The organism is Comamonas testosteroni TK102 (assembly GCF_000739375.1).
In the GTDB taxonomy this organism is placed as follows: Bacteria; Pseudomonadota; Gammaproteobacteria; order Burkholderiales; family Burkholderiaceae_C; genus Comamonas; species Comamonas brasiliensis.
The window spans coordinates 1,348,904-1,369,644 of the sequence record NZ_CP006704.1 but is presented as its reverse complement, the minus strand read 5'-3'; the positions used below and the strand labels follow the sequence as shown (position 1 = coordinate 1,369,644).

At 63.5% G+C, this 20,741-nt stretch carries 22 protein-coding genes; 13 read left to right on the top strand and 9 right to left on the bottom strand.

Annotation, left to right across the window (positions count from 1 at the left end):
- Positions 1 to 131 precede the first annotated feature (131 nt).
- Entirely contained in the window at positions 132 to 653 is a 522-nt protein-coding gene (locus tag O987_RS06160) for an FKBP-type peptidyl-prolyl cis-trans isomerase (protein WP_003057696.1), read from the top strand.
- A 190-nt stretch (positions 654 to 843) separates the two neighbouring features.
- Here the strand turns inward: O987_RS06160 and O987_RS06155 are convergent, their stop codons facing one another.
- Together O987_RS06155 and O987_RS06150 are read right to left on the bottom strand one after the other, a co-directional pair.
- Positions 844 to 1,464, bottom strand: a complete 621-nt coding sequence (locus O987_RS06155) for a glycine zipper 2TM domain-containing protein (protein ID WP_003057699.1) — start codon at positions 1,462 to 1,464, stop codon at positions 844 to 846.
- A 276-nt stretch (positions 1,465 to 1,740) separates the two neighbouring features.
- Entirely contained in the window at positions 1,741 to 2,121 is a 381-nt protein-coding gene (locus tag O987_RS06150) for a PepSY domain-containing protein (RefSeq protein WP_003057701.1), read from the bottom strand.
- Positions 2,122 to 2,402: 281 nt separating this feature from the next.
- On the opposite strand from O987_RS06150, the gene O987_RS06145 reads away from it, so the two are divergent.
- The 3 genes from O987_RS06145 to O987_RS06135 are packed head-to-tail and all read left to right on the top strand — an operon-like array spanning position 2,403 to position 4,904.
- The gene (locus O987_RS06145) at positions 2,403 to 2,711 is read left to right on the top strand and encodes a PepSY domain-containing protein (protein ID WP_003057703.1); all 309 of its coding nucleotides are present in this window, start codon (positions 2,403 to 2,405) and stop codon (positions 2,709 to 2,711) included.
- A gap of 28 nt (positions 2,712 to 2,739) precedes the next feature.
- A complete protein-coding gene (locus tag O987_RS06140) occupies positions 2,740 to 3,411 on the top strand; it encodes a response regulator transcription factor (RefSeq protein ID WP_043371142.1) in 672 nt (223 codons plus the stop codon).
- Positions 3,412 to 3,416: 5 nt separating this feature from the next.
- A complete protein-coding gene (locus tag O987_RS06135; RefSeq protein WP_043371141.1) occupies positions 3,417 to 4,904 on the top strand; it encodes a sensor histidine kinase in 1,488 nt (495 codons plus the stop codon).
- A gap of 6 nt (positions 4,905 to 4,910) precedes the next feature.
- On the opposite strand, the gene O987_RS06130 is transcribed toward O987_RS06135, so the two are convergent.
- The 4 genes from O987_RS06130 to coaBC form a co-directional block, all read right to left on the bottom strand.
- Positions 4,911 to 5,720 (bottom strand): hypothetical protein, encoded by an 810-nt coding sequence (locus tag O987_RS06130; RefSeq protein ID WP_043371140.1) that lies wholly within the window; start codon positions 5,718 to 5,720, stop codon positions 4,911 to 4,913.
- Between the two features lie 30 nt (positions 5,721 to 5,750).
- On the bottom strand, positions 5,751 to 6,200 hold the full coding sequence (dut, locus tag O987_RS06125; protein WP_003057711.1) for a dUTP diphosphatase: 450 nt from the start codon (positions 6,198 to 6,200) through the stop codon (positions 5,751 to 5,753).
- Positions 6,201 to 6,348: 148 nt separating this feature from the next.
- Positions 6,349 to 6,867: a hypothetical protein gene (locus O987_RS06120; RefSeq protein ID WP_043371138.1), complete on the bottom strand. Its 519-nt coding sequence runs from the start codon at positions 6,865 to 6,867 to the stop codon at positions 6,349 to 6,351.
- Positions 6,868 to 6,890: 23 nt separating this feature from the next.
- Entirely contained in the window at positions 6,891 to 8,117 is a 1,227-nt protein-coding gene (gene coaBC / locus O987_RS06115) for a bifunctional phosphopantothenoylcysteine decarboxylase/phosphopantothenate--cysteine ligase CoaBC (protein ID WP_043371137.1), read from the bottom strand.
- A 113-nt stretch (positions 8,118 to 8,230) separates the two neighbouring features.
- On the opposite strand from coaBC, the gene O987_RS06110 reads away from it, so the two are divergent.
- From O987_RS06110 to O987_RS06090, 5 genes are all read left to right on the top strand, one after another.
- Positions 8,231 to 9,892, top strand: a complete 1,662-nt coding sequence (locus O987_RS06110) for a CTP synthase (protein WP_019043749.1) — start codon at positions 8,231 to 8,233, stop codon at positions 9,890 to 9,892.
- A 149-nt stretch (positions 9,893 to 10,041) separates the two neighbouring features.
- Positions 10,042 to 10,899: a 3-deoxy-8-phosphooctulonate synthase gene (gene kdsA, locus O987_RS06105; protein ID WP_003057718.1), complete on the top strand. Its 858-nt coding sequence runs from the start codon at positions 10,042 to 10,044 to the stop codon at positions 10,897 to 10,899.
- Between the two features lie 434 nt (positions 10,900 to 11,333).
- The gene (gene eno, locus O987_RS06100) at positions 11,334 to 12,620 is read left to right on the top strand and encodes a phosphopyruvate hydratase (RefSeq protein ID WP_003057720.1); all 1,287 of its coding nucleotides are present in this window, start codon (positions 11,334 to 11,336) and stop codon (positions 12,618 to 12,620) included.
- A 76-nt stretch (positions 12,621 to 12,696) separates the two neighbouring features.
- Complete coding sequence (locus O987_RS06095; protein ID WP_003057721.1) at positions 12,697 to 12,975, top strand: septum formation initiator family protein; 279 nt, start codon at positions 12,697 to 12,699, stop codon at positions 12,973 to 12,975.
- A complete protein-coding gene (locus tag O987_RS06090) occupies positions 12,944 to 13,486 on the top strand; it encodes a hypothetical protein (RefSeq protein ID WP_232536082.1) in 543 nt (180 codons plus the stop codon). Before O987_RS06095 ends, O987_RS06090 begins: the two co-directional genes overlap by 32 nt.
- A 98-nt stretch (positions 13,487 to 13,584) precedes the next feature.
- Here the strand turns inward: O987_RS06090 and O987_RS06085 are convergent, their stop codons facing one another.
- Together O987_RS06085 and O987_RS06080 are read right to left on the bottom strand one after the other, a co-directional pair.
- Positions 13,585 to 14,592, bottom strand: a complete 1,008-nt coding sequence (locus tag O987_RS06085; protein ID WP_043371136.1) for an Hsp33 family molecular chaperone HslO — start codon at positions 14,590 to 14,592, stop codon at positions 13,585 to 13,587.
- Between the two features lie 30 nt (positions 14,593 to 14,622).
- Positions 14,623 to 15,147 (bottom strand): gamma carbonic anhydrase family protein, encoded by a 525-nt coding sequence (locus O987_RS06080; RefSeq protein ID WP_003057724.1) that lies wholly within the window; start codon positions 15,145 to 15,147, stop codon positions 14,623 to 14,625.
- A 50-nt stretch (positions 15,148 to 15,197) separates the two neighbouring features.
- Between O987_RS06080 and O987_RS06075 the strand changes: the two genes are divergently transcribed.
- The 3 genes from O987_RS06075 (at position 15,198) to O987_RS06065 (ending at position 18,749) form a co-directional block, all read left to right on the top strand.
- Positions 15,198 to 16,004, top strand: coding sequence for a ferritin-like domain-containing protein (locus tag O987_RS06075; protein ID WP_043371134.1), 807 nt, complete (start codon positions 15,198 to 15,200; stop codon positions 16,002 to 16,004).
- 161 nt (positions 16,005 to 16,165) lie between these two features.
- A complete protein-coding gene (locus tag O987_RS06070; protein ID WP_003057726.1) occupies positions 16,166 to 17,425 on the top strand; it encodes an EAL and HDOD domain-containing protein in 1,260 nt (419 codons plus the stop codon).
- 37 nt (positions 17,426 to 17,462) lie between these two features.
- Positions 17,463 to 18,749: an EAL and HDOD domain-containing protein gene (locus O987_RS06065; RefSeq protein WP_043371133.1), complete on the top strand. Its 1,287-nt coding sequence runs from the start codon at positions 17,463 to 17,465 to the stop codon at positions 18,747 to 18,749.
- A 102-nt stretch (positions 18,750 to 18,851) separates the two neighbouring features.
- Here the strand turns inward: O987_RS06065 and O987_RS06060 are convergent, their stop codons facing one another.
- Positions 18,852 to 19,856 (bottom strand): Bug family tripartite tricarboxylate transporter substrate binding protein, encoded by a 1,005-nt coding sequence (locus tag O987_RS06060; RefSeq protein WP_003057729.1) that lies wholly within the window; start codon positions 19,854 to 19,856, stop codon positions 18,852 to 18,854.
- A 223-nt stretch (positions 19,857 to 20,079) separates the two neighbouring features.
- Between O987_RS06060 and O987_RS06055 the strand changes: the two genes are divergently transcribed.
- The gene (locus O987_RS06055) at positions 20,080 to 20,736 is read left to right on the top strand and encodes a molybdopterin-dependent oxidoreductase (protein ID WP_003057731.1); all 657 of its coding nucleotides are present in this window, start codon (positions 20,080 to 20,082) and stop codon (positions 20,734 to 20,736) included.
- Positions 20,737 to 20,741 lie beyond the last annotated feature (5 nt).

Below are 20,741 nucleotides of genomic sequence, written 5' to 3'. Positions count from 1 at the left end.
TGTAACAAAAGGCCTGTGCTGCAGTTGCGGGCAGCGCATGGGACAATGCCTGCCATTGCGCCACGGCCGTGGCGGCGTTTCAATTTCGGCTGCGGGACTGGCCCGCGGCCCACCAACTGCATACACACACCATGGAAGTTACCCAACAATGCGTGGTCGCCCTGACCTGGACACTGAAAGACACCCTGGGCGAGGAGCTGGACGTGCTGGACGAGCCCGTGGAATTTCTCGTCGGCGGCGATGACCTCTTCAAGCGCATCGAAGAGGCTCTGCAAGGCCATGTGGTCGGCGACCAGCTGGATCTGCACCTGGAGCCCGAAGAAGCATTCGGCGACTATGACGAGAGCCTGATCTTCCTGGAAAAGCGCGAGCTGTTCCCCGAAGAGATCGAGGAAGGCATGAGTTTCGAGAGCACGGCCATGCCCAAGGGCACCAACCCCGTGCCGGCCGACCGGCTCTACACGGTCACCGAAATCTATCCCGAGCATGTGGTGCTGGACGGCAACCACCCGCTGGCCGGAATCGCCATCCGCCTGCACCTCAAGATCGAAGCCGTGCGCGAGGCCACCGAGGAAGAAATCGGCCGCGGCACGGCCGGTACGGGCTTTTTCCGTATCGAGCCCATGGCCCCGGGCAATGAAACACTTCACTGACCCCTGAGGCGCTTTGCGCCCTCCCCACCGGGGGACGACAGCTTCGCTGCGAGGCGGCGGGGCCGCCTAGGCCTCTTGCTTGCTGTCACTGAGTGATGCTGCGCCACAGACTCAAGCATCGCTCATCGCTTCAGGCAAAGAAATAAAAAGGGACTCCGAGGAGTCCCTTTTGTCATGCGCGCCTGAGTGCTCAGCGGCGGAAGATCTGGTTGCCTTCCACGCGCACGTATTCGCCGATGCTCAGCTGCGGAGGCTGCTGGTAGTCCAGAGCGCGCACGCTGCCATCCTGCAGCTGCACGGTGACGCGGTAGATATCGCGCACGCTGCCGCCACCCACACTGTTCTGCACGGCGTTGCCGGCCAATGCGCCGCCCACCACACCGGCAATCGTGGCCAGCGTACGGCCGGAGCCCTTGCCCACCTGGTTGCCCAGCACGCCGCCGATCACGCCGCCGGCAATCGCGCCGCCCGCGCCCACACCGCTGCCGTCCTGCACGCGCACGGTCTCGATATTCATCACACGGCCCTGCTGGGCGTATTGCTGAGGCTGTTGCGAGTAGCAGTTGGGATTGTTGTAGCCGCAGTTATTGGCGGGATAGGTCTGGGCCTGGTTGTTGCCCACGGGATAGGCCTGGGTGCTGCCGGGGTAGCCCGAGCCAGAATAAGCACCTTGGGAGTAGCCTCCCTGGTAGCCACTGTTCTGATAGCCGCCGGTCTGGTAGCCACCCTGTGGATAGGCCGCGCAGGCCGACAGAGCCGCAACGATTGCGCTCACCATGGCCAACCGGCCCCAGCGTTGATTGATTTGCATGGAAATCTCCTGATTGGCGCATGCACATTCCATGCGCCGCAGTCCCTGTTATGAGTTGCTCTGCAAACCTTGCACGGTCTGCCTTTCCATTGCAACGCAGCACCGGCTCGCCAGGACGACAGGTTTCACATTTGCTCACAATACTTTGAGTAAAGCGCAGCCGTTTACAAGTCTTCAAACCCTAGCGCCTTGCCCTTTGCAGCACTCATTTTCGATATAAATATCATTTGAAACCGCCATCACAAAGCGCCAGAAGCTATCAAGCAGATAGCAAAATTAGCTTTTGCTGCGTACGCGCAGCACTTCACCGCTGCGCCCATCCACATAGAGCTTCACAAAGCGCCCATCGCTGGCCGTGGCCTTGACCTTGTAGAGGCCGTCGTCCCATTCCACCTCCTGGAATTCGCGATAGCCGGCCTTCTCCAGCCGGTCGCAGACATCGCGGATGGACAGGGTTGGCCCGAGCGCCATGCCGCGCACGCCGGCCACCGAGGCCGAGGCACGATCCGCCAGGGAGTTTTCCGCGGCCAGGCAGGTGCCTGCGGACAGCAGCGCAGCGCCCCCCAGCAAGGCGATGCCGCTGCGGCGCTGCATGGACCGGTATAGCGACAAGACGCGATCGGACACCGGAAAGACGGGGGCTTGAAGACGAGACATGGAAACTCCTGCAGCAGGTTGGCAACGATGGGGACAAAAAAGACGGCCCGCCGGGCGAAAGCTGCGCTGTGGCGGGTTGTGGCCGATTGTTCGCATTCCCTCCTGAACCGTTTCTGAAGCCGCCATTCAGCTTTCGTTCATCGATGCAGACCTATAACCTTGGCTGCAGAACGCAACCAGACCTCATCACCACCCACTGCAGCCCGCTCGCCATGTCTTTATCCAATGCCTCGAATGACCCGCAATCTGCGTACCGCCCACGCCGGCGCACCCTCCATACCATGCTGGCCATGCTGCTGGCAACGGCAGGCTTTGCCGCGCTGAGCCTGTGGCCCGCCACCTCGGATGCCGGTGACAACGACCACGAGCTTGCCCGTCAGGCCCTGCGCCAGGGTCAGGTGCTGCCGCTGCGCACCGTTCTGGACCAGGTCGAGCAGCAGTACCAGGGCCAGGTCATCAAGGTGGAGTTCGACCGTGAGGACGGCCGCTTTGTCTACGAGATCCGGCTGCTGCAAAGCGATGGCAAGGTGGTCAAGCTGGAGATCGATGCCAGCAACGGCAGCCTCATCAGCATGAAGCGCAAGAAGTGAACCCCGGCACTCAGGAAGGTTGTAGAGCATGCGAATCCTGCTGATTGAAGACGAACCCACGCTGCGCGAGCAGCTGCATCAGGCCCTGCTGCAGGCCGGCCACACCGTGGAGACGGCCGCCGATGGCGAGACGGCGCAATACCTGGGCGAGGTGGAGAGCTTCGACGCTGCGGTGCTGGACCTGGGCCTGCCGGTGCGCGACGGGCTGAGCGTGCTGCGCGCCTGGCGCGCTCAGGGCCGCTCCATGCCGGTGCTGATCCTCACCGCCAGAGCCGCCTGGCATGAAAAAGTCGCAGGCATGGATGCCGGAGCCGACGACTATCTGGCCAAACCCTTCCACATGGAAGAGCTGCTGGCGCGTCTGAGGGCGCTGCTGCGACGCCTAAGCCCGCATGCCAGCGCGCTGTGGCAATGCGGGGCCATCACCCTGGATTCGCGCCAGGCCCGTGTCACCGTCGAAGGTCAGGCTCTGACGCTGACCAGCCATGAATTCAAAGTGCTGGCCCTGCTGATGCAGCGCATGGGCGCCGTGGTCTCGCGCACCGAGCTGTCCGAGCATATCTACCCGCAGGACAGCGACCGCGACTCCAACACCATCGAGGTCTTTGTCGGGCGCCTGAGAAAAAAGCTGCCCGCTGGCTCGATCGAAACCGTGCGCGGCCTGGGCTATCGCCTGGTCGTGCCATCCAACCAAGAATAAAGCCTATGTCCGAGCACACCCTGAACTCCCCCATGACCCAGCAGCCGCCACCGCTGAGCGCGGGCTCCTGGAAGAACTCGCTGCGCCTGCGACTGCTGGCGGGTGCCCTGATCTGGATGCTGGCAGCACTGCTGCTCACGGGCTGGGGTCTGCGCACGCTGTTTGCCGAGCATCTGACCCAGCAGCTGCGCAGCCAGCTGGTGGCCAAGCTCGACCGGCTCAGCGGCGCCGTCAACTATCAGCCCGATCAGGCCGTCCCGGTCACGGTCTCGCCCTTCTCCGGCGACCCCTTGCTGCAGCAGCCACTGTCGGGCATGTACTGGCAGGTGGACCAGCTCGATGCGGCCGGCAAACAGACGGTTCAGGCCGGCATCCAGCGTTCGCGATCGCTCTGGGACCAGACCCTGGACTGGCCCTTCTTCCAGGCCGACAAGGTCTGGGAGCCCACCCTGCCCCTGCATGCACCGGCAAGCTATGGCCATATGTCGGACGGCAATGGCAACACCCTGGTGATCGTGACGCGTACCGTACAGCTGCCCGAGGCCGATGCCCCGCCACTGCGACTGATGATTGCCGCCGACGCGGCCATGCTGGCCACGCCGCTGCAGCGCTTCACCAAGATGCTGGTGGCCGCGCTGTGCATGCTGGCAGCGGGACTGATCGCCGCCGTGGTCGTGCAGCTGCAGCTGGCGCTGGCTCCGCTGGCCGCTCTGCGCCGTCAGCTGGCCGCCGTGAGCCAGGGGGAAGCTCCGGAAATCAGGGGCGAGCACCCTGCCGAGATCATGCCTCTGGTTCAGGAGTTCAACCATGTGCTGCGCATGAATGCCGAGATGGTGGAGCGGGCCCGTACCCAGGCGGGCAATCTGGCCCATGCGGTCAACACCCCGCTGAGCATCATGGGCAACGCGGCGGCGCAGCAGGACAGCCCGCTGGCGACCCTGGTGCGCGAGCAGGTCGCCAGTGCCAGCCGCCAGGTCGAATATCACCTGGCCCGTGCCCGCGCCGCCGCCGCAGCGGCGCAGCAGGGCCATGGCCTGCGCACCGCGCTGGCCGGCCCGCTGCACTCCCTGGTGCACACCATGGACAAGCTGCATGCGGCGCGCGGCATACGCTTCGAGCTGCAGGGGGATGCCACCCAATGGGACTTCAAGGGCGACTCCCAGGACCTGATGGAGATGCTGGGCAATCTGCTGGACAACGCCGGCAAATGGGCGCGCTGGCAGGTGGTGTTGAAGATTGAGGCGGCCAGCGAGGACAGCCAGCAACTGACACTGTGCATAGACGACGACGGCCCGGGCATTGCCCCCGAGTTGCGCGAGCGCATCTTTGCCCGCGGAGAACGGCTTGACGAACAGCGACCCGGCGCCGGTCTGGGCCTGGACATCGTGCGCGATCTGGTTCAGACCTATGGCGGCAGCATCCAGGCGCTGCCATCGCCGCTGGGCGGGCTGCGCATGAAGCTGCAACTGCCTGGCGCCAGGCACCAGGACTGAGGCCGATCAAAGACTGCGCAGCACCTGTGCCAGGGTATCGGCCTGGGGAAACAGCCAGTCGGCGAGCAGCCCCAGCGCCACGGCCGCGACCAGGGCGCCCAGCACGGGCTTCCAGCTGATGCGCAGCGCGGCCAGCAGCCAGCCTTCGCGCTCCACCACATAGAGGGTTCGCGTCATCAGCAGCGCAAACGCCACCTCTACCGCCACGGTCAGAAACAGATCGGCACCGAACACCAGCCACACCAGCGAGCCCATGCCCGTGACCGCCAACAGCAGGGCGGCAAAGACCAGCAGCACCGGCACGAGCACCACGGCGCCTTCATCGAGCGCGTCCAGCCCCGACACATCGACATCGGGCAGCTCCAGGCCCGCAGACGCAGGCGCAATATCAGGCACGGCGGTGCCATCGTCCCAGTGGCCGCCGGCACCGCCGCCGCCGTAGGAGCCTCCCTGCCCGCTTTCAAAGCCCGCAGCGTCGGCACTGCCTGATTTACCGCCGGAGCCGGAAACATCGGCTCCTACATCGCCCGCATCCCAGTCGCGGCGCAGCATGCAGCCCGCCCACAGGCGCACCAGCATCAGATAAAGCAGATAGCCGCAGGCCAGCGCCAGCCCATAGCGCAGCCCCATGCTGTGCACGCCGGCATGCAGCAGGCACAGACTGATCAAGGACATGGCAGCCAGACTCAGGCCGCCGGTCAGAGCGGCATGCAGACGCAGCCAGTGGCGTTTTTGCAGGCGACGCCGCATGGGCTGATCACGGCCCAGTTGCACCCTGGTCCAGGAGGCAGAGCGACGGCGGGTCTGGCGGCTCATGTCACGCGAGGTGCGGGCCTTTTGGCAGGCTTACTGCTTGCCGGTGGAGCCGTAGCCGCCTTCGCCACGCTCGCTGGCGTCGGCAAAGTCATCCACCAGATTGAACTGTGCCTGCACCACGGGCACGATGACCAGCTGGGCCAGACGGTCCATGGGCTGCAGCGTGAAGGCGGTCTGCGAGCGGTTCCAGGCGCTGACCATGAGCTGGCCCTGGTAATCGGAGTCGATCAGACCGACCAGATTGCCCAGCACGATGCCGTGCTTGTGGCCCATGCCCGAGCGCGGCAGGATCAGCGCTGCGTAATGGGGATCCTTGAGATGCATGGCCATGCCGGTGGGAATCAGCTGCCACTGGCCGGGCTCCAGCGTCACCGGCGCATCGATGCAGGCACGCAGGTCCAGGCCGGCGCTGCCGGGAGTCGCGTAGGCGGGCAGGTTGTCGCGCAGGCGCGCATCGAGAATCTTTACATCAACATTCATAAGGATCTGGCTAGTCTTGTCTGTCTTGAAACAAGGCCCGTGAACCGGGCCTTGCATCCATTGCGGCAGCTGCCATGCAGCCGCCAGCGGTTTTCCTGAAGGGCGCCATTGTGCCCTCTGCCGGGCAAGAGCCGGCGCCTGGTGCCTGTCAGCGGCCTTGCAGGCGCCTGAGCACGCCGCCCACCGCCGACATCAGGCCCATGATGGCGAGCAGCACGCCAAAGCCCTGGATGAACTGGGAGAGGATTACCCCGCCCACGATCAGCGCCAGCGAGCCCGGAGACACCCAGGGCTTGCGGCCGGTCTGGGCCTTCTGGGCCTCGATCTGGCGCTCCATGGCCTTGAAGCGCTGCTGCGCCTCCTGCTTGGTCACGGCCGTATTGGGGCGCCGAGCAGCAGCCGTGCGCTGGGCCGCTTGGCCGGCCGCCGTGGTTCGCGCTCCCGGCACCTGCTGTGCCTGCTCCGCCATGTCGCGCGCCTTCTGCAAGGTGCTGCGCAGCTGGGACATGGGCGAGGCAGCCTGGGAGCCGGGCGTGACGACCGCGGTCTGAATCGCTCCGTCGATGCTGCGCAGCGTGCGGCGGTACTCGGGACTGGCTCGCATCAGCTGATCCACATAGGCCACATAGTCGCCATTGCGCGGGCCTTCATAGCTGGAGAGTTTCATGTTCGGACTCCTGGGGTCACGGGTCAGGGACGCTTGGCGCTCAGGCGCTGCGCAATTTCATCGACCAGCTGGCGTGCCAGCACGTCCTTGCTGGCATGGGGCAGCTCCTTGGAGCCCTGATCGTCGATCAGCAGCAGGGCATTGTCGTCCTTGCCAAAGGTGGCGGGGCCGATATTGCCCACCAGCAGCGGCACGCTCTTGCGCAGGCGCTTGGCGCTGGCGTGCCTGAGCAGATCATGGCTTTCGGCCGCAAAGCCCACGCAGTACAGCCTGCCCGAGCGGGCCTGGTCGGACTGGGCCACGCCGGCAAGAATGTCGGGGTTCTCGACAAAGTCCATGGCCGGCACATCGCCCGATCCGTCCTTCTTGATCTTCTGATCGGAAAACTCGGCCGGGCGCCAGTCGGCAACAGCGGCCGTGGCAATGAAGATCGAGGCCCCTGCCACCAGCGACTGCACGGCGGCCTGCATCTGGCGCGCCGACTGCACGTCGATGCGCGTCACTCCGCGCGGCGTGGGCAGATGTACCGGGCCGGCCACCAGCGTGACCTGGGCACCGGCCTCGCGCGCCGCTCGGGCAATCGCAAAGCCCATCTTGCCACTCGAAAGATTGGTGATGCCGCGCACCGGATCGATCGCCTCGAAGGTCGGGCCTGCCGTCACCAGCAGATGCTGGCCCTGCAGGCTCTTGGCCGTGAAGTGCGCCGCCAGCTCTTCCATGATTTCCTCGGGCTCCAGCATGCGACCGTCGCCGGTCTCGCCGCAGGCCTGGCTGCCGTTGCCCACGCCCAGCACCTGGGCACCGTCGGCTTGTACCTGAGCCAGATTGCGCTGGGTCGCGGGGTGGGCCCACATCTCGCGGTTCATGGCCGGGGCCAGCAGCAGAGGCACACTCTCCATGGGGCGGGCCAGACACATCAGGCTGAGCAGCTCGTCCGAGCGGCCCTGCACCAGGCGCGCGATGAAGTCCGCACTGCAAGGCGCGATGAGAATGGCATCGGCGTCCCGGCTCAGATTGATGTGGGGCATGTTGTTGGGTTCGCGCACATCCCACTGGGAGGTGTAGACTGCGCGCCCAGAAAGCGCCTGCATGGTGACGGCCGTCATGAACTGCTCGGCCGCCTCCGTCATGACCACCTGCACCGTGGCACCGGCCTGGACCAGCAAGCGGCACAGCATGGCCGATTTGTAACAAGCCACGCCTCCGGAGAGACCCAGCACCAGATGTTTGCCTGCGAACACGTCATTCATGCTGCGCAATTTATCAGACCTGAGCGGCTTTGCCGCCGCACAAGCATCCCTGTACGCCACGCCGAAATTCGTGGCGAACCTATAATCCTGTTTTACCACCACCAAAAAAAGACATGACCAAGTTCGTCTTCGTCACCGGCGGTGTGGTGTCTTCCCTCGGTAAGGGAATCGCCTCAGCCTCCCTTGCAGCGATTTTGGAATCGCGCGGTCTCAAAGTCACCCTCATCAAGCTCGATCCCTACATCAATGTGGACCCGGGCACCATGTCGCCCTTCCAGCACGGCGAAGTGTTCGTGACCGATGACGGAGCAGAGACCGATCTGGACCTGGGCCACTATGAGCGTTTCATCGAAACGCGCATGCGTCAGAGCAACAACTTCACCACGGGTCGCATCTATCAGTCCGTGCTGGAAAAAGAACGCCGTGGCGACTATCTGGGCAAGACCGTGCAGGTCATCCCCCATGTCACCAACGAGATTCAGGAATACATCAAGCGCGGCGCGGGCCTTGGCACCGACCACGAAGTGGATGTGGCCATCTGCGAAGTCGGCGGCACCGTGGGCGACATCGAGTCCCTGCCCTTCCTGGAAGCCGCGCGCCAGCTGGCGCTCAAGCTCGGCCCCAACAACTCCGCCTTTGTGCACCTGACCTACCTGCCTTTCATCGAAACGGCCGGCGAGCTCAAGACCAAGCCCACCCAGCACACCGTGCAGAAGCTGCGCGAAATCGGTATCCAGCCCGATGCGCTGCTGTGCCGCGCCAAGCACCAGGTGCCTGATGAAGAGAAGGAAAAAATCTCCCTCTTCACCAACGTGCCCGAGTGGGGCGTGATCTCCATGTGGGACGTGGACACCATCTACAAGGTGCCGCGCATGCTGCACGAGCAGGGTCTGGACGGCCTGATCTGCGACAAGCTGCGCCTGAACACGCCTCCCACCAATCTCAAGCGCTGGGACGATCTGGTCTATGAGACCGAGCACCCCCAGGGCGAAGTCAAGATTGCCATGGTGGGCAAGTACGTGGAACTGTCCGACGCCTACAAGTCGGTCAACGAAGCGCTCAAGCACGCCGGCATGCGCAACCATGTGCGCGTGAAGATCACGCATGTGGACTCGGAGACCATCCATGACGCGGATGCCTCCAAGCTGCTCAAGGACTACGACGGCATTCTGGTGCCCGGCGGCTTCGGCTCGCGCGGCGTGGAAGGCAAGATCTCTACGGCCAAGTTCGCCCGCGAAAACAAGGTGCCCTACCTGGGCATCTGCCTGGGCATGCAGGTCGCCACCATCGAGTACGCCCGCCATGTGGCCGGCCTCGCTGGCGCCAACTCCACCGAGTTCGATTCCGCCACCCCCAACCCCGTGATCGCACTGATCACCGAGTGGAAGGATGCGGACGGCACGATCAAGACCCGTGACGAGAACTCCGACCTGGGCGGCACCATGCGTCTGGGCGCGCAGTCTTCCGACGTGCAAAAGGGCACGCTGGCGCACAGCATCTACGGCGACGTGGTGACCGAGCGTCACCGCCACCGCTATGAAGCCAACACCCAGTACCTGGACCAGCTGCGCGACGCCGGCCTGGTGATCTCGGCCCTGACCCAGCGCGAACAGCTGACCGAAATCGTCGAGCTGCCCGCCAAGGTCCACCCCTGGTACATCGGCGTGCAGTTCCACCCCGAGTTCAAGTCCACTCCCTGGGATGGTCACCCGCTGTTCAACGCCTTCATCAAGGCGGCCATGGACAACAAGGCCCAGTCGGGCAAGAAGGCCTGATTCCCTTCCTCCGGAATCAATCCTGAAATAGGAGCTGCCAGCGCTTGAAAATCAATGACTTCAGCATCAAATGATGTTGAATTCATTCAACATAGAGCGCTGGCAGCTTCAGTTTTTGAAGCATGCACGGCGTGCAAAAAGGAACCCCCATGAAACTCTGCGGCTTTGATATTGGTCTGGACAAGCGCTTCTTTCTGATCGCCGGCCCTTGCGTGGTCGAATCCGAACAGCTGCAGATGGATGTGGCCGGGCAACTCAAGGAAATCACCTCCTCGCTGGGAATCCACTTCATCTTCAAGAGCAGCTTCGACAAGGCCAACCGTTCCTCGGGCACCAGCTTTCGCGGCCCCGGCATGGAAAAAGGCCTGGAAATCCTCGCCAAGGTGAAGAAGGAATTGAACGTGCCCATCCTCACCGATGTGCACACCGAAGCCGAAGTGCCTTATGTGGCGTCTGTCGTCGACATGCTGCAGACCCCCGCCTTCCTGTGCCGCCAGACGGACTTCATCCGCGCCGTGGCCCAGTCGGGCAAGCCCGTGAACATCAAGAAGGGCCAGTTCCTGGCCCCGCATGACATGAAGAATGTCATCGACAAGGCCCGTGCTGCGGCTGTGGAAGCGGGCCTGCCCGCAGACAGCTTCACGGCCTGCGAACGCGGCGCCAGCTTTGGCTACAACAATCTGGTCAGCGACATGCGCTCGCTGGCCATCATGCGCGAAACCGGCGCCCCTGTCGTGTTCGACGCCACCCACAGCGTGCAGTTGCCCGGCGGCAACGGCACCTCCAGCGGCGGCATGCGCGAGATGGTGCCCGTGCTCTCGCGTGCGGCCGTGGCCGTGGGCGTGGCAGGCCTGTTCATGGAAACCCATCCCGATCCCTGCAACGCCCTGTCGGACGGCCCCAATGCCGTGCCGCTCAAGCACATGAAGGCCCTGCTCGAAACCCTGGTGGCGCTGGACGATGTGACCAAGCGCAACGGCTTCCTGGAAGACCACTTCCAGGCCTGAGCATGCAACCACAGCGCATCAGCACCGGCATGAAGGCCTCACCGCAGGCCTGCATGTCCATACGCCCGGGCCGCCCCAAGGCGGCCCCCGGCGTCTGAGCAGATGGTGCACCCCGGCATGACGACACGATGAAGCGTGGCGTCATGCCTTTTTTGTATCCGCTTTTGTGTCTGAATGCTTGCACAGAAACGTCTTGCACAAGAAATTCGACGGCTGCAACACGTCAAGGCAAAAGCGGCCCACCAAATTTGTGCACAATAGCCGCCGCAGCCTCTTCCATACTCGTCGCGTGCATGGCGCGCGCGCAGCATGTGGAGAAGAGTCGGCTTCACAATTTTGATAGCAGCTTGGGCTTCATGCACAAGCGCTTGGGCGTGATTTCATGAAAGAAGTCAGCCTGCACGTACCGATTTCAGAAACCCAAAGGAAATGCAATGAGTGCCATTGTTGACATCGTAGGCCGCGAAGTGCTGGACAGCCGCGGCAACCCCACCGTTGAGTGCGACGTGCTGCTGGAATCCGGCGTGATGGGCCGTGCCGCCGTACCCTCGGGCGCATCCACCGGCTCGCGCGAAGCCATTGAACTGCGTGATGGCGACAAGAGCCGTTACCTGGGCAAGGGTGTCCTGAAGGCTGTTGAGCACATCAACACCGAAATCTCCGAAGCCGTGCTGGGCCTGGATGCTTCGGAGCAGGCTTTCCTGGACAAGACGCTGATCGATCTGGACGGCACCGACAACAAGAGCCGCCTGGGCGCCAACGCCATGCTGGCCGTCTCCATGGCCGTGGCACGCGCCGCAGCCGAAGAAGCCGGTCTGCCCCTGTACCGCTACTTCGGCGGCATGGGCGGTGTGCAGCTGCCCGTGCCCATGATGAACGTGATCAACGGCGGCGCCCACGCGAACAACTCGCTGGACCTGCAAGAGTTCATGATCATCCCCGTGGGTGCCCCCACCTTCCGTGAAGCCGTGCGCTGGGGCGCCGAAGTCTTCCACGCGCTGAAGGCCATCATCCACCACAATGGCATGTCCACCGCCGTGGGCGACGAAGGCGGTTTCGCACCTTCCGTGGAAAACCACGAAGCCGCGATCCAGCTGATCATCGAAGCCATCGAAAAGGCCGGCTACAAGCCCGGCGAGCAGATCGCCCTGGGCCTGGACTGCGCAGCATCCGAGTTCTACAAGGACGGCATGTACGTGCTGGCCGGCGAAGGCAATATGACACTGACTTCGACCCAGTGGACCGACATGCTGGCCGGCTGGTGCGACAAGTACCCCATCATCTCCATCGAAGACGGCATGCACGAAGGCGACTGGGATGGCTGGAAGATCCTGACCGAGCGCCTGGGCGCCAAGGTTCAGCTGGTGGGTGACGACCTGTTCGTGACCAACACCAAGATCCTCAAGGAAGGCATCGAAAAGCGCATCGCCAACTCGATCCTGATCAAGATCAACCAGATCGGCACCCTGACCGAGACCTTCGCCGCCATCGAAATGGCCAAGCGCGCCGGCTACACCGCCGTGATCTCGCACCGTTCGGGCGAAACCGAAGACAGCACCATTGCCGACATCGCCGTGGGCCTGAATGCTGGTCAAATCAAGACCGGCTCCATGAGCCGCTCCGACCGTATCGCCAAGTACAACCAGCTGCTGCGCATCGAGGAAGACCTGGGCGATGTCGCCGAGTACCCCGGCCGCGCTGCCTTCTACAACCTGCGCTAAAGTGCGCAGCTGAAGTAAGTGCCCGGCAGCCGCTTTGCGGCCAGGGCGCTTACCCTTGATTCCACCAGGTTTTTGTATGGTCAACCGCGTCGTCTGTGTCACATTGCTGGTCTTGCTGACCGCCATTCATGCCCAGCTCTGGCTGGGCAATGGCAGCATGGCCTATGTGCACGAGCTGCAGCAGCAGATCAATGACCAGTACGCGGCCAACGCCCTCGAAAAAACGGAAAACGACAGATTGCAGTCCGAGGTCAACGACCTCAAGGACGGCCTGTCCACCGTGGAAGAAAAGGCCCGCTACGAGCTGGGCATGGTCAAACCCAATGAAATCTATATTCAGGTTTCCAGGCGCTGATCCAGCGCCCGCTCCGTCCCGAAGCCAGCCCCGCGCTGGCTTTGCTGTTCCTGCGCCTACGGTGGTGCTGCTGGGCGCTCCCCATGCCCTGGCGCGCAGCATGGCGCATGGCTTGCTGCAGGCCCGTCTGGATGCCGGCCTGGCCAGCCCCTGGCAATGCATGGCCCCTGCGGCCGGCGACGAATGGCCGACCGATGCCCTGGTCTATGTGCTGGGACAGGATTGGCGCGATGCCGACCCGGATCCGGCCATCGCGCAGCAGATCAGCCGGTGGCGTGAACTGCTGCACGCACGTGCACAAAGCTATGTGATGCTCTACGGCAGGCCGTCTGCCCAATGGCAGCAACTGGCCGCATCTCTCAAGTTCACGGCCCCAACCGCAGACTGGGACTGGATCTCAAGCCAGAACCCCTGGAATTCCAGCCAGAAAATACGCCGCAGGGCCTGTGAGCAATGCGGCGATCCCGAGTGCGAACTGGCGCTGTTCGAAGCCCTGAAAAACGCCTGCTGAGGCGCATCCCGGCGCAGAGACTGGCGGGTCTTGCGCCATGCCCGTATGCTGTCCCAGCTCAAAGGCCTGCTGCGACAGCAGGCACCAGGCAGCGAGCCTTACTGCACCGAGCTGGAGCTGGGAGGCTGCTTTTGCACGTCGGTGAACAGACGTGCCGCGTCGATGGCATCGAACTGGTACTGCTGGCCGCAGAAGTCGCAACCCACTTCGATCCTGCCGCGCTCGGCCACGATGGAATCCACCTCTTCCTCGCCCAGCGATGTCAGCATGGCAGCCACCCGGTCACGGCTGCAGGTGCAGGCGAAACGCGGTGCCTGCTCGTCGGCCTGAGGAGCGAAGCGCAGCAGCTTCTCCTCCCAGAACAGGCGCCGCAAAATGGTTTCCACATCCAGCGTCAACAGCTCTTGCTGCGTCAGGCTGGAGGCCAGTGTGGCAATGCGGTTGTATTCCTCGTTCAGGCCCTGGGCATCGTGCTCGGCATCACCGCTTTCGGTAGCTGCGGCCAGATTCGCCTCGCCCTTCACAGGCATGCGCTGCAGCATCAGGCCGGCGGCAATCTGGTCATTGGCGGCCAGCACCATCACGGTGTCGAGCTGCTCGGACTGCATCATGTAGAACTGCAGCGCATCCGACAGGCGCTCGAAGCGGCCACCGGCAGCATCGTTGAGCGGCACCACGCCCTGATAGGGGTTCTGACCGGGCTGACGGTCCTTGGGGTCCAGCGTGACGGCACAGCGGCCCGCGCCATGGGCGTTGACCAGCTCTGCCAGCGGAGCCAGCTGGCCGCGCAGGGGCAGATTGGCCTCGCCCACCAGCGATGCCGTGGCGCGCATGCTCAGATCCGACTGCACTTCGGCCACGGCCAGTTTGACCGGACCGTCACCCATGACCTGAAACACCAGCGCGCCATTGAACTTGATGTTGGACTGCATGAGCACACCGGCTGCCGTCATCTCGCCAAGCAAGGTGCTGACGGCCTCGGGGTAGGCACCGGTGTCCTTGTTGCCGGCACGGCGCCGCAGGATATCCTGCCAGGAGTCAGTCAGGCGGACGATGGCACCACGCACGGGCAGGCCGTCAAAAATGAATTTATGCAGTTCAGACACGCTAATCGATTCCGGTAAAAAGCCGGGCCCTCAGCCCAGCTTGCGCAAGCCGCGCTTGAAGCGGCGAGCATTTTCAACATAGTTTCTGGCGCTCTGGCCCAGACCTTCGATCTGCTGCGGCGAGAGCTCGCGCACGACCTTGGCAGGACTGCCGAGGATCATGGAGCCGTCGGGGAACTCCTTGCCCTCGGTCACCAGCGAGCCAGCGCCCACCAGGCAGTTCCTGCCGATCCTGGCGCCGTTGAGCACCACTGCACCTATACCGATGAGCGAGCCATCGCCAATCGTGCAGCCATGCAGCATTACTTGGTGGCCAACCGTCACATTGCAACCCACCGTCAGCGGTTTGCCGAAATCGGCATGCAGCACGCTGGCATCCTGGATGTTGGAGCCCGCACCGATGCTGATGTTTTCGGTGTCCCCACGAATGACGACTCCGAACCAGACGCTGGCGTCCCGGTCCAGCTTGACGCGGCCCATGACCTCGGCGCTGTCGGCCACCCAGGCGGTCTCGTCGATCTGCGGCGCAACGCCGTCGAGTTCGTAAATTGCCATGTGCTTGTCTCCCAGTGGGCTGCTTCTTTATAGAACCTAGAATTGTAGGGATGGAGTTACGTCATCGCGCGCTAGAGGTCTTGTGTCTTGCAGACCCAGAGCAGAAAGCCGCCGCAGCCATTGAACTGCATACGCAAAAAGCTCTCTATTCAATAGCAGAAACCGCCCCGGTACCGGTGGTTGCCGAGTCCGAGCTGCCCGGCCGTCCGGCCCGGCCCGAGCTCAGGCACCACACAGCCGTGGCGCGCCGCTCGCCGGCCACCCTCGAAGGCCGGGCCGTGCTCATCCACGCCATAGCGCACATCGAGTTCAATGCCATCAACCTCGCACTGGATGCCGTCTGGCGCTTCGACGGCATGCCCGGGCAGTACTACCACGACTGGCTGCAGGTGGCCGCCGAGGAAGCCAAGCATTTCCGCCTGCTGCGCGACCACCTGCGCCAGCACCACGGACAGGACTATGGCGACCACCCGGCCCACCAGGGCCTGTGGACCATGTGCGAGAAAACCTCGGGAGACATCGTGGCCCGCATGGCCCTGGTTCCCAGAACCCTGGAAGCGCGCGGCCTGGACGCCACGCCGCAAATCCAGAACAAGCTGCGCAACACCCATGCGCCCGATGCGCTGGCGGCCTGCGACATCCTGGACATCATCCTGCGCGAGGAAGTCGGCCATGTCGCCATAGGCAATCACTGGTATCGCTGGCTGTGCGAGAAAAACGGCCTCGACCCCGAGTCCTGGTATCTGGAGCTGACGGCCCGCTATGAAGCGCCGCGCCTGCGACCGCCCTTCAACGAGAAGGCGCGCCGCGCCGCAGGCTTCACTGCGACCGAAATCGCCTGGCTGCAACAGATCTAGGCTCTTTTCTTGACTCGAATCAAAAATCGACAGTGAGTTCGGGGCCGCCTGCCGAAGTTGTTTGCGCAAACTGCCTGAACGAATGAAGCTGACACTATGATCGGCTCATTCTTACAATAACCGGCACCGCCAACCATTTCTCACACCGATGTCATGCAGCAATGAGTGAACAAACCATAGAGGACCAGGCATTCGCCTCGCCGCGCAACCTGTCCAAAGGCATGATTGCACGTCAGCCCATCGTCAACGGGCTGCAGCAAATCATTGGCTACGAGCTGTTCAACCGCTCGCGCTCGCCCTATGGTCACACCATGGCCTCAGACGCGACGCTGATCTTTGCGGCCCTCACGCATGCGGGCGAGGAAGATCTGGTCGGCACCAAGCTCATGTTCGTGAACTGCACCCACGAAGGTCTGACCGGCGAGCATCTGGAGCTGCTGCCGGCCGACAAGGTGGTGCTGGAGATCCCTCCTCTGGGCCATGCCGCCGTGCATGAGGTTGCGGCCCGCCTGCCCACGCTCTTGGCACTCAAGGAGCAGGGCTTTCATCTGGCCTTCAACCACACGGTGCTGGAGTCGGTGTATGCGGCCTGGCTGCCGCTGGCCGACTACATCAAGCTCGATCTTTCCACGCTGGCGCCGGACCAGCTCACGGTGCTGGTCAAGTTTGCCAACCGCCACACCCGCGCCGAACTGATTGCCGAGAAGGTTGAAAGTGCCCACCAGCATGAGCTGGGCCAGCGCCTGGGCATCGAGCTTTTCCAGGGTTTCTGGTTTGCCCGCCCAACAGTGATGCAGACCCGCCTGCTGACTCCCACGCAGCAAAGCATCATCCAGTTGCTGACACTGGTGCGCGAGCAGGCCAGCACCGATGCGATCGAGGAAGTTCTCAAGAAGGACGCAGCCCTGGCCTTCAACCTGCTGCGCCTCATCAACTCGGCCAGCTTTGGGGCCCATCGCCAGATCACCTCGTTCAAGCAGGCCGTGATGATGCTCGGCCTGAACAAGCTGTTCCGCTGGGCCGCCATGCTGCTGACAGCCGCCCGCGATGGCGGCCCGCCACCGGCCGTAGGCCAGACCGCCGTGATTCGCGGCCGCCTGATGGAGCTGCTGGCCAAGCACTCGCTGACCGAAACCGATGCCGATCTGGCCTTCATCTGCGGCATGTTCTCCATGCTGGACCGCATGCTGGGCATGCCCTTGCCCGCGGCACTGGCACTGATTCCGGTATCCGAATCGGTGTCCGCCGCCCTGCTGCATCACGAAGGCATTCTGGGCGAGTTGCTGATGCTCACCAAGGCCTGCGAGAGTCATGACCAGGAGCAGTTCGACCGCAGCGCCTGCAGCCTGGAGCTGGAGCACCGGGACATCAATCAAGCACATCTGCAGGCGCTGAGCTGGACGGAGTGCCTGTCCGAGTGACGGCGCTCCCCCACCCCACACCCAAGCGATAACCGACATGGATACCTCTGACACAAACGCCTCTTCACCGGCTGCCAGCCCCGTTACAGACAGGGACGAGGCCAATATGGCCAGCATTGCGCGCCAGGCCATCGTCGATGAAAAACGGGATGTGTATGGCTACGAGCTGTTTGACCGCTCGGTGGCACATAACGCGCACACCGCGGCATCCGATGCGGCGCTGCTGTTCAACGCCCTGTCCTATGCCGGCGCCGAGGCCCTGGTGGGCAAGAAGACGGTTTTCATCAACTGCACCCATGACAGCCTGAGCGGCGGCCACCTGGAGCTGATTCACCCCGACCGCGTGGTACTGGAGGTGCCGGCCCTGCCCGCCGAGGCCACACAGGAAAACATCGAAGCCTGCCTGCCCACGTTCGCGGCCCTGCGCCAGCGCGGCTTTCGCCTGGCTTTCGACCAGAACCTGCTGCGCCGCAACTATGCGTCCTGGCTGCCCATGGCCTCCTTCGTCAAGCTGGACATGCAGAGCTTCGCGATCGAGCATGCCGAAAAGCTGGTGAAGTTTGCCCAGACCTACACGCGTGCCCAGATCGTGGCCGAGAAGGTCGAGACGGCCGAGCAGTTCGAGCATATGCTGGGCCTGGGCGTGAAGCTGTTCCAGGGCTACTGGTTCGCCCAGCCCCAGCTCGTGCAGGCGCGCACCATCCGCCCCACGCAGACCACCATCATCCAGCTCATCAACCTGGTGCGCCAGCAGGCCAGCACGGAAGAAATCGAAGAGCTGCTCAAGAAGGACCCCACGCTGTCCTTCAACCTGCTGCGCTTCATCAACAGCTCGGGCTTCGGCCTGTCCTGCGAGATCACCTCCTTCCGCCATGCGGTAATGATTCTGGGGCTCAAGAAACTGTTCCGCTGGGCGGCCCTGCTGCTGACCACCTCACGCGCCGGCGGCACACCGCCAGCCGTGGGCCAGACCGCCGTGGTGCGCGGCCGGCTCATGGAGCTGCTGACCGCCGAGCTGCTGCCACCCGAAGAATGCGACCACGCTTTCGTCGTGGGCGTTTTCTCGCTGCTCGATGTGATGCTGAGCCAGCCCATGGCCAAGGCCCTTGAATCCGTTGCGCTGCCCCAGTCCGTGGTCGATGCACTGGTACACAACCGGGGCGTTTTTGCGCCCTTCCTGGATCTGACACGCGCTTGCGAGTCGGGCGACGAAGCGGCCTTTGCCCGCGCGGCCAACGCACTGCAGCTGTCCAACCATCAGGTCAACTGGGCCCATCTGCAGGCGCTGAGCTGGGCCGACAACCTGGCCAGCGAAGTACTCTGAGCCAGTCCGCCTGGCGACACTTCAGTGCGCTTGCTGCGCACAAGGACAAAGGGCTTGCGGCCGATGTGACCGCAAGCCCTTTGTCATTGCAGAGTGTCTCGATCAGTTGGTCTGAATGCCTGCAGCCTTGATGATCTGTGCATTGGACCTGGACTCGGCCTCGATCTGCTTGGCAAAGTCCGCAGCCTTGCCGCCGGTAGGCACATTGTCCGTGGCCTCCAGACGCTGACGGATCTCGGGCAGCGCCAGCGCCTTGTTCACCTCGGCATTCAGGCGAGCCAGCACGGCAGCGGGCACACCCGCAGGAGCGAAGATACCGAAGACAGACGTGGTGTTGGCGTTCTTGTAGCCCAGCTCGGCCAGCGTGGGCACCTGGGGCAGCGAGTCCAGACGCGCCGGAGCACCCACGGCCAGGGCCTTGAACTTGCCGGCCTTGATATGCTGCATCACGGCCGGGCCGGCATTCGTTGACAACACCTCGAACTGTGCGCTCAGGCCGTCATTGAGCTGCTGGCCGCCGCCCTTGTAAGGCACATGGGTGATCTGCACCTTGCCCTGATCGGCAATCTGCTCGAGCATGATGTGACCCAGCGACGCCAGACCGGCCGTGGCCCAGCGCACATCGCCGGGATGGGCCTTGGCCTGGGTCATCAGCTCGGGAAAGCTCTTGGCAGTCAGGCGGGTCGTGCCCAGCAACAGCACGGGCGAGTACATCACGCTGACCACCGGAACGATATCCTTGTGCGGGTCGAACAGCGGCTTGCCCAGATGGGGACTCAGCGTCAGCGGGCTGATGGACGAAAAGCCCAGCGTGTAGCCATCGGGGTTGGACTTGGCGACCTGATCCAGGCCAATCGCGCCACCCGCACCGGCCTTGTTGTCGATCACCACCGACTGGCCCAGCGACTGCGACAGCTTTTCACCCAGAGCACGGGCCACCACATCGCTCACACCCCCGGCAGGGTAGGACACCACCAGACGAATGGGACGGCTGGGCCAGCCAGCCGCGTCGGCTTTGTCGGCCGCCTGGACATTCAGGGACAAGGTGGCAGGCAGCATGGCTGCCAGGGCACAGGTCAGCATGCTGCGACGCAGAAAGTTAGTCATCACTCGAAATCCAAAAATCAAGACCCGCATTTTTGACCAAAGTGAATTCCCAGGTTGATTTGAACGACGATTCGTCAATTCATTGGGCAGAAAACATCAAAATAAAACTTCAAACATTCAAATAGACCAACACTGCAGCTGGCCAGCATCTTGGTCGGCATGCCGCAATGACGGCCGCAGGCCTTGCCGCTAGACTGCAGCCATCACCACAGAGAAAGCACCCATGGCAGAACAAAACCCACTATCACGTCGCTCCCTGCTGCTGCAAGGCGGTGCTGCGGGCGCTGCACTGGGCGCCATGGCCCTGCCCGCCTCGGCCACGACCACGCGCAAGGCCTCGCGCACCTGCGTGCTCGATGGTCTGCAACCCGCGGTGCTCACCATCAGCGGCCCCGGCGTGCAAGCCAATCGTGGCAAGCCTCAGGCCGTGGCGGACCGCATGCTGATCATGCATGGCTATCTGTTCGATGCAGCCTGGTCCTGCGGCATGGACGCGCTCAACAGCCTGGAGCAGCAGACGCTCAGGACCACGCTTGAATACGACGAAGCCGAGCACAGCCTGCAGGGCCCGCTGCTGGAGCAGGTGCTGCAGGCCGCCGGCGTGGATGTGGGCCAGGCCATGGCTCAAGGCCTGCAGCTGACCTTGCAGGGCATAGACGGCTATCGCAGCCAGATACCGCTCGCCCAGGCCGTGCGCTGGCGCATGCTGATCGCCACTCAGCTGGACGGCGTGCCGTTGGCCATGGGCGGCGTGGGCCCGCTCTGGGCCATTTTTGCTGCCCATCAGATTCCGGAGCTCGGCCAGTTGCCCGTCAAGCAACGCTTTCCTGCCGCCGTCTGGGGGTTGTACCACCTGCAGCTGGGCAGCGCGGCTGCCTAGGCCTG

Bases quoted from the DNA above. Each gene is read 5' to 3' on its own strand.
- O987_RS06160 (WP_003057696.1), top strand. From the start codon at position 132: ATGGAAGTTACCCAACAATGCGTGGTCGCCCTGACCTGGACACTGAAA.
- O987_RS06155 (WP_003057699.1), bottom strand. From the start codon at position 1,464: ATGCAAATCAATCAACGCTGGGGCCGGTTGGCCATGGTGAGCGCAATC.
- O987_RS06150 (WP_003057701.1), bottom strand. From the start codon at position 2,121: ATGTCTCGTCTTCAAGCCCCCGTCTTTCCGGTGTCCGATCGCGTCTTG.
- O987_RS06145 (WP_003057703.1), top strand. From the start codon at position 2,403: ATGCTGGCCATGCTGCTGGCAACGGCAGGCTTTGCCGCGCTGAGCCTG.
- O987_RS06140 (WP_043371142.1), top strand. From the start codon at position 2,740: ATGCGAATCCTGCTGATTGAAGACGAACCCACGCTGCGCGAGCAGCTG.
- O987_RS06135 (WP_043371141.1), top strand. From the start codon at position 3,417: ATGTCCGAGCACACCCTGAACTCCCCCATGACCCAGCAGCCGCCACCG.
- O987_RS06130 (WP_043371140.1), bottom strand. From the start codon at position 5,720: ATGAGCCGCCAGACCCGCCGTCGCTCTGCCTCCTGGACCAGGGTGCAA.
- dut (WP_003057711.1), bottom strand. From the start codon at position 6,200: ATGAATGTTGATGTAAAGATTCTCGATGCGCGCCTGCGCGACAACCTG.
- O987_RS06120 (WP_043371138.1), bottom strand. From the start codon at position 6,867: ATGAAACTCTCCAGCTATGAAGGCCCGCGCAATGGCGACTATGTGGCC.
- coaBC (WP_043371137.1), bottom strand. From the start codon at position 8,117: ATGAATGACGTGTTCGCAGGCAAACATCTGGTGCTGGGTCTCTCCGGA.
- O987_RS06110 (WP_019043749.1), top strand. From the start codon at position 8,231: ATGACCAAGTTCGTCTTCGTCACCGGCGGTGTGGTGTCTTCCCTCGGT.
- kdsA (WP_003057718.1), top strand. From the start codon at position 10,042: ATGAAACTCTGCGGCTTTGATATTGGTCTGGACAAGCGCTTCTTTCTG.
- eno (WP_003057720.1), top strand. From the start codon at position 11,334: ATGAGTGCCATTGTTGACATCGTAGGCCGCGAAGTGCTGGACAGCCGC.
- O987_RS06095 (WP_003057721.1), top strand. From the start codon at position 12,697: ATGGTCAACCGCGTCGTCTGTGTCACATTGCTGGTCTTGCTGACCGCC.
- O987_RS06090 (WP_232536082.1), top strand. From the start codon at position 12,944: ATGAAATCTATATTCAGGTTTCCAGGCGCTGATCCAGCGCCCGCTCCG.
- O987_RS06080 (WP_003057724.1), bottom strand. From the start codon at position 15,147: ATGGCAATTTACGAACTCGACGGCGTTGCGCCGCAGATCGACGAGACC.
- O987_RS06075 (WP_043371134.1), top strand. From the start codon at position 15,198: ATGGAGTTACGTCATCGCGCGCTAGAGGTCTTGTGTCTTGCAGACCCA.
- O987_RS06070 (WP_003057726.1), top strand. From the start codon at position 16,166: ATGAGTGAACAAACCATAGAGGACCAGGCATTCGCCTCGCCGCGCAAC.
- O987_RS06065 (WP_043371133.1), top strand. From the start codon at position 17,463: ATGGATACCTCTGACACAAACGCCTCTTCACCGGCTGCCAGCCCCGTT.
- O987_RS06060 (WP_003057729.1), bottom strand. From the start codon at position 19,856: ATGACTAACTTTCTGCGTCGCAGCATGCTGACCTGTGCCCTGGCAGCC.
- O987_RS06055 (WP_003057731.1), top strand. From the start codon at position 20,080: ATGGCAGAACAAAACCCACTATCACGTCGCTCCCTGCTGCTGCAAGGC.